This is a genomic window from Paenibacillus pinisoli (assembly GCF_003605435.1).
Classification (GTDB): Bacteria; Bacillota; Bacilli; order Paenibacillales; family Paenibacillaceae; genus Pristimantibacillus; species Pristimantibacillus pinisoli.
Map to the genome: position 1 here is coordinate 551050 of NZ_QXQB01000003.1, position 18502 is coordinate 569551.

12 protein-coding genes are annotated in these 18502 nt (G+C 51.5%); 3 read left to right on the forward strand and 9 right to left on the reverse strand.

Translation table 11 applies throughout. The features are described from left to right. The first annotated feature begins 8 nt into the window (after positions 1-8). The 3 genes from D3P09_RS15855 (at position 9) to D3P09_RS15865 (ending at position 2921) form a co-directional block, all read left to right on the forward strand. Positions 9-698, forward strand: a complete 690-nt coding sequence (locus D3P09_RS15855; RefSeq protein ID WP_120111891.1) for an N-acetylmannosamine-6-phosphate 2-epimerase — start codon at positions 9-11, stop codon at positions 696-698. Next, the gene (locus D3P09_RS15860) at positions 698-1780 is read left to right on the forward strand and encodes an ROK family protein (protein ID WP_120111893.1); all 1083 of its coding nucleotides are present in this window, start codon (positions 698-700) and stop codon (positions 1778-1780) included. The genes D3P09_RS15855 and D3P09_RS15860 overlap by 1 nt, the downstream gene beginning before the upstream one ends. Positions 1781-2651: 871 nt before the next feature. Then, complete coding sequence (locus D3P09_RS15865; RefSeq protein ID WP_120111895.1) at positions 2652-2921, forward strand: DUF6809 family protein; 270 nt, start codon at positions 2652-2654, stop codon at positions 2919-2921. 333 nt (positions 2922-3254) lie between these two features. Here the strand turns inward: D3P09_RS15865 and D3P09_RS15870 are convergent, their stop codons facing one another. From D3P09_RS15870 to D3P09_RS15910, 9 genes are all read right to left on the reverse strand, one after another. Further along, positions 3255-3896: a hypothetical protein gene (locus D3P09_RS15870; RefSeq protein WP_120111897.1), complete on the reverse strand. Its 642-nt coding sequence runs from the start codon at positions 3894-3896 to the stop codon at positions 3255-3257. Between the two features lie 393 nt (positions 3897-4289). Beyond that, the gene (locus D3P09_RS15875) at positions 4290-4769 is read right to left on the reverse strand and encodes a YbaK/EbsC family protein (protein ID WP_120111900.1); all 480 of its coding nucleotides are present in this window, start codon (positions 4767-4769) and stop codon (positions 4290-4292) included. A gap of 30 nt (positions 4770-4799) precedes the next feature. Continuing rightward, entirely contained in the window at positions 4800-5357 is a 558-nt protein-coding gene (locus tag D3P09_RS15880) for a helix-turn-helix domain-containing protein (protein WP_243644218.1), read from the reverse strand. Positions 5358-5689: 332 nt separating this feature from the next. Continuing rightward, positions 5690-6775 carry an L-dopachrome tautomerase-related protein gene (locus D3P09_RS15885; RefSeq protein WP_207892510.1) on the reverse strand — a complete coding sequence of 362 codons (1086 nt, stop codon included), beginning with the start codon at positions 6773-6775 and terminating at the stop codon, positions 5690-5692. 306 nt (positions 6776-7081) lie between these two features. Continuing rightward, entirely contained in the window at positions 7082-11710 is a 4629-nt protein-coding gene (locus tag D3P09_RS15890; RefSeq protein WP_120111906.1) for an InlB B-repeat-containing protein, read from the reverse strand. A gap of 229 nt (positions 11711-11939) precedes the next feature. Then, the gene (locus D3P09_RS15895; RefSeq protein ID WP_120111909.1) at positions 11940-14447 is read right to left on the reverse strand and encodes a glycoside hydrolase family 31 protein; all 2508 of its coding nucleotides are present in this window, start codon (positions 14445-14447) and stop codon (positions 11940-11942) included. Positions 14448-14564: 117 nt separating this feature from the next. Continuing rightward, positions 14565-15449 carry a carbohydrate ABC transporter permease gene (locus D3P09_RS15900; RefSeq protein ID WP_120111911.1) on the reverse strand — a complete coding sequence of 295 codons (885 nt, stop codon included), beginning with the start codon at positions 15447-15449 and terminating at the stop codon, positions 14565-14567. A 24-nt stretch (positions 15450-15473) separates the two neighbouring features. Then, entirely contained in the window at positions 15474-16328 is an 855-nt protein-coding gene (locus D3P09_RS15905) for an ABC transporter permease (RefSeq protein WP_424452451.1), read from the reverse strand. A gap of 101 nt (positions 16329-16429) precedes the next feature. Further along, the gene (locus D3P09_RS15910; protein ID WP_120111915.1) at positions 16430-18130 is read right to left on the reverse strand and encodes an extracellular solute-binding protein; all 1701 of its coding nucleotides are present in this window, start codon (positions 18128-18130) and stop codon (positions 16430-16432) included. Positions 18131-18502: the final 372 nt, after the last annotated feature.

Genomic DNA, 18502 nt, shown 5'->3' on the forward strand with positions numbered 1-18502 from the left:
GGGATAAGATGAAAAGTGTAAGCCGAATTTTCAATAAAAAAGGATTAATCGTATCTTGCCAGGCGCTGCCGGATGAGCCGCTATTCGGCGGAGATACCATGGCGAAGATGGCGGATGCGGCAGTACGGTCAGGCGCTATCGGCATCCGGACGAATGGGGCCGACGATATTAAGGCCATTAAACAAAAAGTGAAAGTGCCGGTTATCGGGCTGATCAAACGGGACTTTCCAGGCTCGGACATCTTCATTACGCCGACGCTTGATGAGGTCATCACGATCATAGCCGCGGGCGCTGACGTCATTGCGCTGGATGTGACGGACCGGGAAGGACGGCTGGAGGCAGTGCAGCCTCTCATCAACTATGCGCATCGGCACGGCATTGCCGTCATGGCCGATGTATCTACCTTTGAAGAAGGAGTTGCCGCGCAGCAGCTCGGAGCCGACTTCGTCGGGACAACGCTGTCGGGCTACACGCTCTATAGTCCGCAGCAGGAAGAGCCCGATCTTAGGCTCGTAAGGCGGCTAAGCGCAGCGCTTGAGGTGCCTGTTATAGCGGAAGGCCGCATATGGTCGCCTGAAGATGCCGCGAAGGCAATGCAAGCAGGCGCTTCCTATGTGGTCGTAGGCAGCTCCATTACCCGGCCGCAGCTCATCGCAAGCCGTTACGTTGAGGCGCTGAGCGGACTGGCGGCTAAATAATGGCTTCTATCAGAGAAGGAGCCATGCAGGCTGATATAACAGAGTTGTTCGATCCTACGTCGCGGTATGCAATCGGCGTCGATATCGGGGGAACCAAAATAAATGCGGGCATCGTGACGTATGAATTGTTCGATCCGGCATCCAATTATGCCATCGGCGTGGACATCGGAGGAACCAAAATAAATGCGGGCATCGTAACGTATGAAGGAGAGATATTGCTTTCGAAGAGCTTGGAGACGTTAGCCGGACAGGAAAACACAGTTCACCGCGTTCAGGGGGTCATCCAGCGTTTGCTCGAGGGAGCAAGCAAGTTGTGGCCGGATATTCGCTATCGGGGGATCGGCATCGGGAGCGCGGGCCAGGTCAACTGGCAGGAGGGCAGCATCCGGCATGCTTCAGAGCTCATTCCCGGATATAGCGGTGCGCAGCTGAGATCTATTTTGGAGCAACAGTATGGTATGACGGTATGGGTCGACAATGATGTGAATGTTATCGCGCTGGCAGAGATGAGGCTCGGCGTTGGGCTTGGCAAACGTCAATTCATTTGCCTCGCGCTTGGAACGGGAGTCGGCGGAGCCGTTGTTGCCGATGGCCGCCTGCTTCACGGCGCATGGGGCGGAGCCGGGGAGCTAGGCCATATGTCGGTCGACTTCCGGGGCATTCCGTGCATCTGCGGCGCAAGAGGCTGCCTGGAGCAATATGCGTCCGGCACGAGCATCGCCCGGCGGATGCGCGAACGACTAGCGGCAAGAGGCAAGCCTGATGAGCAGGTGAACGCCCGTGATGTATTTGCTCTCTGGCAAGCGGGCGACCCGCTGGCAGCTAGCGTTATGGACGAGACGATTGCCGCGCTTGGCACAGCCATCACTTCGCTCATCCATATCTTTAATCCGGAATTGATTATCATCGGCGGCGGAGTTGCTGAGTCCGGTCCACAGTTGGTGGATCGGTTGCGCCAGGAGGTCAGCAGACTGGCTATGCCTTCGTTCGCAGAAGGTGTCCAGATCGAAACCGCCCGCCTCGGCAATTGGAGCGGCATGATCGGCGCTGCGTTGCAGGCTTGGGAGTATGGAAAGCAGTAGCGTAGCGAATAACCACTCGATGGCCGCATATAGCGAGACAGCTGAGATGATTGGAGCGGTGATCGGCGCAGCGTTGCAGGCTTGGGAGTATGGAAAGCAGTACCGTAGCGAATAACCACTCGATGGCCGCATATAGCGAGACAGCTGAGATGATTGGAGCGGTGATCGGAGCGGCTCTGCAGGCTTGGGAGTATGAACAGTAGTAGCGTGGTGAATAACCACTCGATGGCTGCATATAGCGAGACTGCTGAGATGATTGGAGCGGTAATCGGAGCGGCTCTGCAGGCTTGGGAGTATGAACAGTAGTAGCGTGGCGAATAACCACTCGATGGCTGCATATAGCGAGACTGCTGAGTTGTGTGCAATTCTTTTGTGTGCTTGACGCACGCCGCGCAAAAAAGGACATCCTCCCCCATACTGTGGGGTGTGGATGTCTTTGCTTTTTGCTTTCCTCACAACCACTTAACGTAGCGCTAGTGGAACTGAGCGACGTTATTTCCTGAATTCCAGCTGAAATGAAGCTCTAACGGAACTATATAGCGTTATTGTCCCTTTTCGAGGAGTAATCTTCGCATTTATCAGGAAATAACGTCTCTCAGTTCCGATAACCCTCTCAATACACCCTCATTTGCTCAAATAACGACTGTGAGTTCCGTTACCGTCTCCGTCGTCAAGGGCTTGAACGATGAACACTTAAATACTGACTGCTACTTTGCAGTTTGAGCCCATATATTGGGGAGCAAATTATACGAATACTGCATGTAATCCCATATAGGAAAATTGAATATAGTAGACTTAATTGAATGGATTTGATTGTACAGATGAATACGAATTTCCGCGCGAAAAAGGTTGTAAAGAAAGGAAGTTTGACTTGAACATTATAGAGAACTTATACGAAGGAAACATTGACCCAGCAGCATCGATTGTCCCAAGAAATCCTGAATACCGCGTATTAATCCAAAAAATATCAGACGACTTACTCAAATGGAAAAAGAAACTTTCGGAAGATGAATTTGCGGAGCTTGAACGATTACTGGACTTACGAAGGAAACTCGAGATAATGCAAGCACGGGAGTCCTTTATACAAGGGTTTAAGATTGCCGGGCAAATGATGGTCGAGGTGCTTAACGTAGAGGATTAAAAGGGGTATAGCTGGAATGGAATGACTCATTTGCCGCAGTTGGTGAGGAGCAAGGCCTATTTATTTTATGAGCAAATAAAATCATCTGTCTTGGTAACATCCGCCTTCATTCACTTTCCATTCGTGTATTTTTCCAGAAAATAAATAGTAACTACCAACACCCAACTGTAGATAGCGAAAAGCACAACCGACTTAATCCCAGCCCCAAAATGCTGGCTTGAATTCAAACCATTATTGATGATACGGTTCAGCTTAACGAGCCTATCGACGAAAAGGCCTAAAAAACAACCATCGACGACTTTGAAAGTCGGCGACAATCACACCCGCGCTAAATCATGAGAATTGCCAAAAACCTGCTACTGGATCCTGTATCTCATCCGTCCCTACTTTGGCGAAAATATAGAGTGACCCAAAACCAAAAGGATAACTGTAATCATCTTGAAGCAAGGTTTCGGGGTAACCATCTTCATCTACCTGAAATAAAAAAGAAAATGACTCCTCCCTCAACTTCGTAAAATAATAATCTTCATTTTGAATAAGTCTCGGGTTTCCCCCTACTTTAATTAAAAAAGACTGGTCCCTCGATTTCTCGTCATTGCTTAGTTCCCCGTCTGAAATTGCATGTTTGATAAGACCTGGGTTAGTAAACATATCTTTAACGCTTTCAATTGAAATTGGATGCTCAAGCACTTTTATCGAGCAATTAGGATAAATATTGTTTTCCAAATATTCCTCATAGTCCTCAGGAATGAAGATCGAAATCATGCTCTCAGGTTTAAAGGGATGGACGAGACTCAAGTAAAAATAATATTTTTGGTTACCTTCGTGGATGAGGTCTGCTTGGTCATCAAAGAAGGCAGGTGCATTCCCGCCGATCCAGCCTTTACCCTGTTCGTTCGATAGGCCTGATTCCGTATAATATAGAATACAGTCTGTTCTCTCAACTAAAATATTCATGTGATTTTCCATAGTCATATTACTTACGAATCCTCATTGTTAAAGGATTCATTCCCCTTCCTGATAGGATCAATGGCAAATTCCCGATTTAAACATTGATGTAAAATACATTTAATTTTACTCAATACTATCATATCCAGCAGGATATTGGACTAATTCTTAGGTGTTGGCTCTTTTCTCTTCATTCACATTCGTTTAGCTCTAATTCCAATGCTTCAGCGAAGTTCCAGCTTTAATAACAAATCTTGTAAATGCGTGAATTGACGTAATAGCAAGCACTTTTCGAGATAAAATTCTCTTCACCGCGCTGTCCTCAACGGCAAGTTTTAGAGCCATCCCATGCGGGATGGCTCTTCTTGAAGAAATACAATATCGTACCCATTAGTGAAATAACAGTAAGTTAACACAAATTTATTTTACACAGATTACTCGTCCTTTTGTCATTTGCACTAATTCTTCGGGTGTTAATTGAAACACTGCTCTTGGATGTCCGGCAGCAGCCCATATCTCTCTAAATTGTAACAAATCTTCATCAATAAGAGTGATGATTGACTCTACATGTCCTAAAGGTGGTACGCCTCCAATAACAAATCCTGTGTGTTCACGTACAAAATCGGCGTCAGCTTTTCCTAATTTGTCATTCAGATGGGTGTTAATTTGTTTTTCATTAATTCGATTTACTCCACTGGCTATAACCAATAAGGGTTTATCGTCATTTTTGAGTCGAAAGATAATTGACTTAGCTATATGTGCAACCTCGCAACCTATCGTATCGGCAGCTTCCTGTGCAGTTCGTGTACTGTCAGGCAGTTCTATAACTTTATTTGCATATCCCAACTCTATTAGTTTGTTTTGAACCTGTTGTGCACTATCTTTAAGTTGACTTGTCAACGTGTATCCCTCCTTAATGATTACAGGCAATTAAAATTCTTCATAATACATAACAACCTGTATCGTCACATCTTCGTCCGATTTATTTATATATCGGTGTTCAACATTGCCTGCAAATCTTATAGCCTGTCCTTCTTGTAAGGCGTATATTTCATCCTTAATCTGTAGACTAAACACTCCAGCGATAACTGTGATGTACTCTTGAACCCCATCATTGTGTGGGAGTGACACATAATTACAAGTAGGACTAAGAATAATCGTAAACATTTCAATACGTGTTTGTGGGTCAAACGGAAACAATAAGTATACTCTGCAATTTCCATTGTCTTCTGTTACATCTGGAATTTCTTTTCGAGTTGCAATGGATACTACGGCCTCATCCTCTTTAAGTAGAGATGAAAACGAAATATTGAGTCCCGTAGCAATTTTCCACACGGTTGTCACTGTGGGCTGCGTTTCTCCTCGCTCAATTTGATGAAGCATACCTTTACTAACCTTTGTTAAATCAGCGAGCTTATCTAAGCTTAACTGCCTATGTTTTCTAATACGTTGCAGGTTGTTTCCTATCCTGATGTGTATAGCATTCAAGAAGTAACACCCCCTATCGTTTATTATATTATACAAATATAACATTATACAATACGATTTACAAACGTGGCTATTGGACTAAACTGCCAGTTAGCTGAATGATTGTTACAAAGATACACGGATTCCTGGCGAAGCTGGTATTGAACTTGTTAGGGAGATAAATAAGCCGCCAAACGAACTATTGCCCGATAGCAAGGGTCGTTTAATGCCGTTATAAACGAAACAAACCCGGCCTATAGAAAGGTCCAGGTTTGGAATAAAGTTGTTAAATATTCATAAAGTCATAAAATTCATTTTTTACGCAATGGAGTCAACTTTGTAAATCGAAATATTTACAAGGCAGGAGCAGGTGGTTCGTCTATTTTCATACGGAGTAGACTATAAGGCTTCTGCCGCACGTCATCTCCATAATGAAATCTTGCCTGCCGATGTAATTGGTTCACGATGAAATATAAGTATTGATCTGGACCAATAGAAAAAGTATCCGGCCATAAAAGCCTCGGATCATGTGCGATGGTTTCCATTATTCCATTCGGCAATATCTTTCGAATACTATTGTTTTCATAGTCTCCAGCGTAAACGTTTCCTTTTGCATCGGTGATCATTCCATCTGAAGCACCTTTTTCTCCCCAATACTTCACGTGAGATTGTAGATTCATATCCGGTATCGTTCGGTCTCTTAGGGCTTCCGTTGAAATCGAGAACAGATGACGACTGGAGAGAGGACAAAAATACAACATCTTGCCGTCCGGGGAAATCGCTATACCATCGGAGGCCAGTCTAAAGGGTGAAGCAGATCCGTCTTTGTTTCGATTCATCAGGATTTTACCTTCGACTTTCGGCAAGAAAAAGCGATCGGGTGAAGTTGAATTTGCCCCGTTTAACCGCCTCCAGGCATAACCGGTTTCTAAATCAACGACAATAATGGCTCCTGGTCCTCGGGAAGACGAATCCGTTATATACGCATACCCTGCTTTACCAACACGAAAGTCAACTCGGACATCATTCAGATAAGTGGTTGGAAGGACAACATCCTCCGTAAATGTATATACCCTTCTTATGGTATTTGAATTTAAATCTACAGCGACTAACTTCGCCCCCCCTTTGATGGGTTCTGAGAAATTAGGAGCCCCCGTATCCAGTACCCAAAGCGTTCCCTTTCCATCCGCAACGACACTTTGGACACTAACGAAGGTCGTTGTAATATTCGATGGGCTTACCACATTGGCGTCTAAACTAGGATAAGGCTGCAAAGTGCCGCTAACGATTTCAGCCACCGTAAATTCAACGTCGTCTCCCCATTTTGGAAAGCAAATAAAAATGCGCCCAGTTTCAGAAACAGTAACACCTGTAGGCATGGCTCCGTAAAATAAAAAAACCGCCTCGAACTTACCGAAATACTTTTCACTCGGTAACATCACTTGTATAAAATCCTCCTCAACAAGTTCGAACTGCTATCACTATTTATATGACTGAATGTGGTTCAAGTGCCTGGATAATAAAATAATTTTACGGCCAACTTTTAGAATGGAACTCATAGGTAACCTACTGTGTTGGAGCGATTCTTCTGACTTTTTTCTCTGAGAGCCGAACGAAATTCAATATATTACATGTATCACTATCTTGACTCAGCGCCAATCCCTGAATTCAGCTTTTCACATTAGAAGAAGAGCCTGCCAACCCGCCTAAACGGATTAACAGGCTCCTAATCGTTCTATTTCATCTTATAGTTTATTGAACATGTTCAATATGGCTTGCGCGGTTTGGGCGCGGCTGGCGTCGGAAGCAGGATCGAAGATTCCGTTTCCTTTGCCCTGCAGAAGTCCTGCAGCAATGGCTTTATTCACTCCATCTACTGCCCATGAAGAAATGCCTGAGCCATCCTCGAGACCGGCTGTTTCTTGACCGGTCGCTGCAATTGCGCTGTTCTTGTACTCATAGGCACGAACGAGCAAGACCGCCATTTGTTCACGGGTGATTCTCGCATTTGGATCGAATTTGGTCTCCGATACTCCCGAGAGGAGCCCCGCTTCATAAGCTATTGCAACTTCCTTCGCATACCATTGACCCGCTTGCACATCGTCGAACGGAACAGTGCTCGCTGCTTTCGTCAGGCCAAGTGCCCGCACTAGCAAGGATGTGAATTCAGCGCGAGTTGTTAGTCCATTTGGAGTGAAGTGCGTATCGCTTGTGCCGTTAATGATATGCTTCGCCGCCAATACTTCCAGTGTCCGAGCAGCCCAGTGGATCGAAGGAACATCCGTGAATGACTTCGAGTATTCCAGCACCGCATATTGGCCCAGATGCTCAAGAGCAGCCGTCACTAGATACTTGGCAGAATCTACGCTTCCTCCAACGTATTCCCACTCTTTGCTGCCTTCATTGTAATAATAAATGCCCAGCAGGTCTTCATCTGCCTCATTGTGATAAGGCAAGGAAAGTTCAACTCCGCCGCCTGCCTGGCTGATGTCGATGACTTGGTTGTCGTGCTTCAGCCTAAGCGTCATGTCGTAGGCTACGCCTATAACTTCCACACGCGCTTGACCGCCTTGGACTGGAGCATTCGCGATATCTCCAGCGGTCACTGGAGCTACGGTTACTTCAATACTTGCCCCGGACGGATTCCCCGCCGCAGCCAGCCAGCGCTTCAGCGTATCAGCTTGAACCGTTAGAACTGCATTCGCTGCCCTTACCTGCAGGGATAGACCGCCTATATCCTGTACAGGGATAGACTTCGATGTAATGCCGCTGCCAAGCTCCACAATCGCTTTGTCTCCGTCCTTCACTACATCTGTTGGCGGTGTCGATGGTTCTGGATGGCTAGGAGGATTAGTTGGACCTGGATGGCTTGTTGTCTGGCCGCTAATCGCAATCGATTTCGTTCCCGTGATGCCCGATCCGTCGCCTGCCGTCGCCGTCACCGTTACGGTGCCGTTGCTTACAGCCTTTAATAGACCCGACTCATTGATCGTTGCGCTGCCTGTTCCATTCTCGACAGACCAGGTGACCGCTTTGTTCGTTGCATCTGCCGGCAGCACCTCTGCTGTTAGCTGAAGCGTGCCGCCTTTTGTTGTGATCGCATCATTACCGCTGACATGGATCGTTGCAACAGGTATAGCCTCGATTTCCCTCGACCAGTGCGCATAGATGCTGACGGACGCGGCCTGCCAGTTGTCCTCAAATACTCTAACGCCGTCACTATTGTAATACTGCTGGCCATTCCCGCCAGTGTCTTCGTAGAATCCTCGGAAATCATATCCATCCCTTTCAGGGCGGGTGATTCCCAGCGGCAGTCTACCGCCGTAGGAGACCGATACGCTTCCCGTACCGCCTGTCCCGTTCTGAGGATCCAGCGTAATGCTGTAGCTATTCGCCGTAAATCGGGCGTAAAGGGTCAAATCGCCGACGGAGTTGACTGCAACGCTGGTGAGCTTGGCGCTCGGCAAGAATTGCGGGTCGGTAAACCAGCCGTTAAAGGTATATCCTTCCTTGGGGCTCGGGTCGCTCAGGTTAAACGTCGCCGTTTCAATGGTATAGATGGCGGGCTCGCTGCCCGGCATGGCGGCAGAGACGGCACCATCCATATAAGCAATGCTGTAAGGCACAATCTCCCACTTGGCGAAGAGTGTTGTCGCCTCTGTCACGGTGTCTGAGTCAAAGCTCCACACATTATTGTAATCCGAATCCTTGAACCATCCCTCGAAGGTATAACCGTTCCTGACCGGCGGTTCTGGCGCAGTGATGGCGGTGCCGCTCACCACGTTAGGAATGGACATGACCGGGCTGCCGCCCTGAGAATTGAACTTAACCAGAAATTTGTCGGCTTCCAGCTCAATCCATCCGGCGTAAAGCGTCATCGCGTAAATATGATCGTCGCCGAGGGTGTTGACCACAGGGGTATCAAAATCATACTCCTGGCTGAACGCCGAATCGGTGTACCATTTTCCATCGAAGAGATAACCGCTGCGGGTAGGGTCGGTTGCCGGACGGCTCGCCTTCTCCCCTTCACGGACATATTGATTGGCGACCAGGCTGCCGCCCGATGTGTTGAAAATCACGCCGTTGCGTCCCGGCGGGAATACGCCGCTGGCTTCGAAGCCGATATTGTTGCCTGCGGCAAAGGCCGTGTCCCAGTTAGCGCGAGCGTTATTGCCGCTATCGGATGAGCCGTTGATGGTAAAGCCAGTTGCTCCGGTGCCATAGAAATAGAATTGCTCATGATTGAGCATGGAGGCGGTAATCGCCGGTTGATTGGTTTGTTGCCCTGAGTTGTTATTGAATATAATTCCGCCGACGGCAGCCCATGGCATTGCAATCTTATACCAATGGGTGTCGGCGCCATTGTATTTCATTCTCGTCATAGCGCCACCGGGCCATCCGCCAAACAGCTCGGGGTTGAAACTATAGGCCCACACTCCAGAGCCAGCCCAGGCCTGGAAGTCCGCATTACGGTTGACGGAAAAATAAACGTTGACGTGCGTTGGCTCTTCGACCGGCGGACCGACCACTTGTTCAGGCTCGACCCTAGTGTAGGTAAATGCTCTGGTGATCCAATTGCCTCCGGCTGCCCGGCCCACCAACGTGACGGTGATGGGGTCGTTATAGTTGCCGCTCACGCTTATGATGTCGTCATGAGCAAAGCTCACGGCGTCGCCGTTGTTAATGGCGTACATGGCATTGCTCACATTGACGGCCGACATCCTTAGCCGGAGCTGATTGCCGGTAAAGCTGTTGCCGGCGACCACATCGTCATCGCTCGGCAAAGCGGCCAGAATGGCGGGGATTGCTTCCTCCCTGTCCATCAGAACCACAAGGCCGGGGTTGGCAGTGGTGTCGGTGTTGGATATTTTGGCAGGGTTGCCGGGAATAGTCCCGCTGATCCTGCCTCCTGATACGGTAAAGACGTTGGTCGGATTCAATGCATCGACATAGAAGCCATCCTTCAAGAACTTCACTGGCACACTGCCCAGAACACGATCGGTTGTACTAGTGTTTAGCAGCACCGCACCGCCGCCGTCCGCAATTGTGCCGCGTTCGACCATGACGGCATTGTTACCAAGGCTTACCAGATTCTCGTCCCGCCCCGCCATAGCGTTGTGGAACTTGTTAACGGCCACGACTTCAGGATGGCTCCACTGGGGCCTGTTATTATCTACGTGATCTGCGGTCCGTACGCTATTTCTCTGACTCCCGTCGGCATTGATATTACGGGCAAAGAACAGGGGCGAGGCGTCCTTGCGGGCGGCAATCATGGCCCAGCCCTGTCTGATCTGCTTCGGGCTGAAGCTCAGAGACTCCCCTTCGTTGTTGTAGGTGTCATGGGATTCCACCCAAGGCACCAGCCGGTCGGCCGTCAAGCCCTCGGCGGCATAATCCTCCCATTTGTCGAGACGGCCGATATCCCCTACCTCAAGAACGCTGCGCACATCATGCCCGTACCTGGAAGCAGTCATGTCGATATACTTGGCATAGCCGGCCATCCTGTCGTTGCTCGGGTCTCCCCCTTGCAGCACCTCGCCGTACTGAAAGTTTACTTTGCCTTTCTCCTCAAAGTAGGCTTTGGCGGCGCCGGTCACATTACTCACATAATCGCTTTTGAACTCCCCTGCTGGATATCTCTGATTCGTTGCACTCGCGGCAATGCTCGCCGGGGAAGGCGCGTCGTCATCCAACTCAATGTGCTTGATGGCGTCATAGCGGAAGCCGCTCGCGCCAGCGTCGATCATGTCCTTTAAATAGGCGATGAAGGATTCTTGGACAAACGAGCTGTGCGTGTCCAGATCCCTTAGCCCGCCGATCATTTCCGGCTGGGTGAGAAGAAAACGGTCATTATAACCTACGCTGCCGCTCACATTGTGGAAATAGGTGTTGTCATTCCACGGGGCATGTGAGTTGCTGGTGCTGCCCATATGGTTAGGCACCACGTCGACGATCACCTTGATGCCGAGCGCTTCGGCGGCGGAGGTCAGGCTGACAAACGCGTCCCTGTCGCCGTATCTGTTGTCTTCACCCCCAGCAACCATGTTTCTGGGCTGATAGGCAGCATACCATTGGGCCCCGGAGCCGACGCCCATGATGGGCGAAGTCTGTATCGCCGTGTACCCGGCGTCGGCGATAGCCTGCAGGTTCTCCTCTATGACACTTAAATTCCAGTCAAAGGCGTGCAGGATAACGCCATCCCGGATACGTTCCGGGATATCACTGTTCCCTGTGGAGGCCGCCTCAGTTACAGGTACATCCGGCAAGGATTCGGCCAGGACAGCAGTCGGCATGGGAAAGACCGAGACCAATAGCACTAGAGTGAGAAGCAGGCTAAGGATACGTTGTCGGTTCAGTTGATTTGTCCGTTTCATTGAAATGTTCACTCTCCTTATAGATAAATTGGTAATCACAGAACACTATTTCACGAAAAGAGCAGATTGTTGCTTAAATCTTGTACCACGTACATCACCACCTTTGTAAAAACAGCTAAATGTAAGCGCATTCAAAAACGGGCTATTTGAATACATTCGCATTATCTTGACGCTCCCAAGGCAACGATCGTCGTCCGGAGACCGGATCGTTGCCTGCTTATTGGAACGACTAGCTATGAGCGCGAACCGTGATTTCAATAGAGTCCATAGGGCGGTCGATCTCTATCGTGAGCTCTCCCGCTACTTTGTCGTACTGCCACTCCGCAGCTTGAACTGGCGTCCAATCGCCATCCGCGGCAGCAAGATCTCGCCCCTCGCCGGAACGCTTCACTCCCACTTGATGAGGGAGGAAGGACAACCCTTTGAACGTTAGTCGCCAATTCACGCGACCTCCTGCATAACCGCTGCGTACGAGCTGAACCCGGAACGTGGCGATTCCTTCCGCCTCTCTGAGCGAGAGCCGGGCCGAATAGTAGCTGCCGCCGCGATAATCCACGGTCAGCCCGTCATCCTCGTAATAGTCGAATATAGATTCAGCCGCGCCACCACCATAAAGATCAATGGATAACACGCTAGCGCCTGCCGCTGCTTCTTCGCTGTCCGATCCACTCAGCCACTCCATCGTCGAGCTGGCGACATCGGCATGCGGAATGATGCCGCCTGCCTTGACGTATAGCGGCAGCTTATCCAGCGGCGCATAAGCCAGCACATGACGTCCGCCCTCCAATGTCTCTCCCGTCCAGTAGTCTTGCCAGCGGCCGGAAGGCAGGTACACGGCCCGATGGTCGGTGCCCGCGCGATAGATCGGCGCGACCAGCAGCGAGTCGCCCAGCAGGAACTGATCGCTCAGGTTCGCGACGCTCGGATCGTCCGGATATTCCAACACCAGCGGCCGGATGACCGGCAATCCCGTCTCCGCCGACTCGCGGAACACGGAGTAAATTAGCGGCATCAGCCGGTAACGCAGCCCGATATACTCGCGGCAGATGGCTTCGATCTCCGGACCGAAGCTCCACGGCTCCTGTCGGATGGAGCTCAGCTCGCTATGGTTGCGGCAGTATGGGAACAGCGCCCCCATCTGCGTCCATCTCGCGAGCAGCTCACCGCTGCAGTGGTGGGCAAAGCCGCCGATGTCCGGCCCCGCGAAGGATACGCCCGACAGCCCAAGATTCAGCACCATCGGCATGGCCATGGCCATATGCTCCCAGAAGCTCCGGTTATCGCCCGTCCATACAGCCGCGTAGCGCTGAATGCCCGCATACCCCGCACGGGTCAGCACGAACGGCCGGTTGCCGCCGAGATGGCGGCCGAGCCCCTCGAACGTCGCCTTGGACATCAACAGGCCATACAAGTTATGGATCTCCCCATGCGTGACGGGACTGCCGTTGTTGCCGTGAATTGTATCGATGTCCATGGTCTTGCTTTCGTTGAACACGGCGGGTTCGTTCATGTCGTTCCACGCGCCTTCAATCCCCATCTCTGTGTAGAACGTATGAAGGTCTCCCCACCACCGGGATACGGCATCTTCCGTAAAATCAGGGAATACGCTCTGTCCCGGCCAGACAGGCCCAACGAACGGTTCTCCGCTTGGCTTCCGGCAGAAGTAGCCTGCTGTTACACCCTCGCGAAACACCTCGTAGTTCAGATCCAGCTTCACGCCCGGATCGACGATCGGCACGATGCGAATGCCCATCGACTTCAGCTCGGCAATCATGCTCCGCGGATCCGGGAAACGGACGGGATCGAACGTAAATACGCGATACCCTTCCATATAATGAATGTCCAGATAGATGACGTCGCAAGGAATGTCCTTCTCCCGGAACGTGCGCGCGAGCTCCAGCACCTCGTCTTGCGACATGTAGCTGTAGCGGGATTGATGGTAACCGAGAGCCCACTGCGGCGGCAGCTCCATCCTGCCCGTCAGCGAGGTGTACCGACCGACGACCTCCTTCATGGCCGGACCCGCAATAAAATAATAATCGAAGCTTCCCGTCTCGGACTGAATCAGGAAACCGTCGCCTTCGCTTCGCATGTCGAAGCACGTGCGTCCCGGATTGTCCAGGAATAAGCCGTAAGTCGCCTCCTCTTCATGAACAACCAAGAGCGGAATCGATTGGTACAACGCGTCGATCTCCGGAACATGCGGCGCGTAGACATCGCTGTTCCACATCTCGTAGCGTTCGCCTCGCTTGTCGAGCCCTCCGGTCTTCTCGCCAAGACCATAGTAGCGTACCGTCTCCGACGCAGCGAATCGCGCGGTCACCGCCCCAAGGTCGTTCCAGAGCAGCCCGCGCTGACGAGCAACCACCATGCCGCCGATCTCCGCGAACGTCACGGAGCCGTCTTCCTTATCCACGCCCACGCGAAGGAGTTCCGTCGTCAGGACATACGCCGACTCCTCTTCTTCGACCGTGAACGCCGGCTCCTTGCTTGCAGCATCCTCCACGATGGCGATCGTCGATGCCATGCCCGGCTGCCCGCTCTCCTCAGCCGTGAACAGCTTCACCCGAATTAATCCATCCTGTACGACGCGAACGGCCAGCATGCCGCCCTCCGCCGCAACGTTCATTCCCTGCTCCACCGTGGTTACGCCTGTCGCCTTGCCCAGCGCAAGAAATCCGAACGCGCCTCCCAGCGCCCTCACCTTGTCCGGGCTAATTGCTTCGCTTGTCAACATGTCTTCCTCTCCTCCTGCTTCGATTGCCATCTATTAGGATCGCCATGCCGCTGCCCGCTTTGCTGCCGGATAGAGCGGGCGGCGGCGCCTGTCTTGCCTGCTTACATCACACTGCACTCAGCCTTTGACCGAGCCCAGCGTAATCCCCTTGACGAAATACTTTTGCAGAAACGGATAAATTACCAGCAGCGGCAGCATGGAGATGAAAATTTTTGCCGCGTTCAGCGTCTGGTTGGACAGCTCTGCCGTCCGCTTCACTTGCTCCGCGTCCATCTTCGTAGGGTCGATGACGACTGCCACCTGCTTGATATACGATTGCAGCGGGTACATATCCGACTTGTTCATCAGCACCAGCGCCTGAAAAAATTCATTCCAGTGATATACGATCGTAAATACGAGAATCGTCGCGAGCACGGGTACCGACAGCGGCAAGCAGATGCTGAACAGTATGCGCCAAGGTCCGGCTCCGTCGATCAGCGCCGACTCCTCCATCTCCTTCGGCATATTGCGCAGATAGTTCATGACGAGAATGACGTTGAAGACGGGCAGGCCTCCGCCCAGCACCAGTCCCCAAATGTTGTTGATCAAGCCGAGCGACTGCATCGTCAGGTACCACGGCACCAGACCGCCGTTGAACAGCATGGCGAATATGAGCAGCCACATGAATACGTTCCTCGGCTTGAAATCCCTCGACGTCTTCGACAACGGATAAGACATGAGCAGAATGACGAAGAATGAGATGGCCGCGCCGAGTACGACCCTTTGCACAGAAATCCACGCGGAGCGGAAGAACTGCGCATCCTCCATTATTTTCATATAAGAGCCCATCGTGAAGCCCTTAGGCCACAAGAAGACTTGGCCTCCCGCGGCAGCCGCCTTATCGCTCAAGGAAATGGACAAGGTATACCAGACCGGGGCGAGGCACAACAGCATGATAATAATAAGCAGTACGAAATTCAGTCCGTTTAACAATCGGGACGCTGCCGAACGTTCGGCTATCATGGCGATCCACTCCTGTCTCTATGTTTAGAAGATCCTGTAATTCGCGAACCGGTAGGCCAGCGTGTACGATACGGTGATGAGCACCAGGCCGACAACCGACTTGAGCAAGCCGACAGCCGTTGCGAGACCGTGCTGGAAGTCAATGAGTCCGGCGCGGTATACCCAGGTGTCTATGATATCGCCCGTCGAATAGACGGATGGATTATACATCGTGAAGACCTGATCGAAGCCCGCATTGAGAATATTGCCGAGGCTCAGCGTCGCAAGAAGCGCCGCAACAGGCATGATGCTAGGGATTGTGATTTTGATCAGACGCTGCCACTGGGACGCGCCGTCGATAGCCGCCGCCTCGTACATCTCCGGATTGATCGACGTCAGAGCCGCGAAGAAAATGATGGCATTGAAGCCGAACTCCTTCCAGATATCGCTGCCGACGATAAGCGCCGGGAATGCGTTCGCGTTCGCTAAGAACAAGATCGGCTCCACTCCCATAGCGGACAGAAGCGAGTTGACCGGACCGTTGTACGCGAAGATATCCAGCATCATGCCCCCGACGATGACCCACGACAGGAAGTGGGGCAGATAGACGATTGTCTGCACCGTCCGCGTGAACAGCCGGTTCTTCACTTCGTTCAGCATCAGCGCGAAGACCAGCGGCACAATCAGATTGCCGATCATCTTAGAGAACGCGATGACGACCGTGTTGCGGAAGATGATCTTGCTGTCATCGAGCTCGAACATATACTTGAAGTTCTCGAGACCGATCCACGGCGAACGCCAGAGGCCCAGCCCCGGATTGTACTCCTTGAATGCCGCAACGACGCCGTACATGGGATAGAGGTTGAAGAAGATTAGCCACAGCAACCCCGGAATCAGCATGATGTAAAAATGTTTGGCAAAGCTTCTAGGTATCACTCTCTCCACTCCCTGCTTAGAAGATCAAGACGAGCGGCCGAGCCGCCCGTCTTGATCTTCGCTTTCTATTTCAGCGCGTCTACCTCTTCGGTAATTTTGTCGCCGCCCTGACTCTTCCACTTGCTCACGAACTCGTCGAACGCGCTCAGCTCCACGCTGCCCATGATGATCTTGAGGAACGTCTCGTCCTCGAGCTTCTTGAGATTTGTCCAGCGGGATTCCATTGTCTTCGTCTGAGCCGTCGCGATGCTTCGCGTCCAGTTGATATCGGCGTCGACGAACGTGGAGCCGCCGTTCAGATGCGCGTAGATGTGGGAGAAGAATCCAGGGTCCGCTTTCTGGTCGAAGTATTGAATGTCGTAGTTGTCGAATGGCTCCTTCTTGATCGCTTGAACGTGTCCAGCCATCTCGTAAGCCCAGCTGTAATTAATGTCGTCGACATCATCCAGCTTCATTTCGCCCGTCAGCACTTTGCGGAGCGCGTCCACCGCGTACTCCAACTGATCGCCCGCGCCGAGAATCAGGAACAACGGCACCTCTTGAGAAGTCATTTCCTTGCCATTGGTCAACGTTTTGTACTCTTCGTCCTTGGTCCACTTATGAAGCGACGTCATCTTGATAACGGCTTCGGGATGCTTCGCGTTTTTGCTCACGACGATGTAGCTGCTGCCTGTTGCCTGGTTGGAATTGAACTGGCCCGCGTCGTTCAGCGGAGCCGCGTACGGTCTCCAGTTGGCATTCGGATCGTTGGCCATGGAATCGCCGATGTTGTAAGCCGCCCACCAAGGACCGAAGAAGATGCCCGTCTGGCCGCTGGCTACGACTTCGGCTGTCGACTTGCGGATGCCAAGCTCTTTGTCGAGGATGCCGCTTGCATACCAGTCTCTCATCATGGACAGAGCATTCTTCGTCTCTTCCGTCGTGGAGCCGTATACCGCATTGCCGTCCTTATCTTTCACCCAGATGCCCGGGTAAGCGTCGTTCGCGAAGAACAATGGCGAGAAGTTATACCAGTGATCCGTCGAAGCCAGGAAGTTGGAGGACAACGAACCGCCTTGCTGCGTGCCCACGATGCCTATCGTGTTGTCGCCGCCCATCTTGTTGTCGATGAACGCCTTCGCGATATTGCCGAGATCTTGGAGCGACTTCGGCTCTTCCAAGCCGAGCTTATCGAGCCAGTCCTTGCGGATCCACGTCATCGGAGCGGAAGGGAGCGTCGTCTCCGGCAATGCGTACAGCTTGCCATCGAAGGTCACGCCATCCAGCAGGCCCGGGTTGGAATCGTAGACCGCCTTCAGCTCGGGACTCGCGTACTTGTCGTACACTTCTTTCAGGTCGGCCAACTGACCGGCTTTCACCATTTGGCGAAGCTGCGTTTCGTTGACAACCATCGCATCGGGAATATCGTTGCTGGAGATGGCCAGGCTGACCTTCTGCTGATAGTCGTCGCCTTGCGCCGCTTCCCAGGCATGCTTCACGACGATGTTGTATTTATCCTTAAGCCAGCGCGTATAAACGTTGTCTTCCGCTATGTCGTTGCCGTCGTATTTGTAGTTGGGATCGATGCCGCGACCAATGGACACTTCCGTCGCTTGCTCGAACTTAGCGAATGGATCGATGACTTCTTCTACTGCCGGAGCGTTCGTGGACGTTCCTGCGTTATTGCTTGGTTTGGCCGTTTCCGTGCTGCCGCCATTACCACTGCATGCAGCCAGGCTTGCGGTGACGATGACCATGGCAAGCGTGGTGAACAAGGCTTTTTTCATGTGTATCCCCCTTAAAATTCGTTCGTTGTCTTATCGACAATCTCAATATAGCACAGCCGGCTTGGGGCCCTGGATAGAGAGCCTTATGGAGTCGGGGTAGAACATTTATAGAGAATGGAGCGGCTCAGCACACCCTCGCAAGACGATCCGATGCCAGCTTGCCGCATCCTCTTCCAAGGGGGACTCTCGCAACAAAAAAAGGGTGACATCTTTATGATTTCTCCCCCCCTTCCGGGAAACCTCAAAAAAATGTCTACCCTATTTACTAAAAGAGGCCAGGACACGTCGACGCAGCATTGATACCTATTTTTATGCTTCATTCCGCCCAGATCGCCTATTGTACTTCCTACGCGGCTGAGACCGGCTCGAACC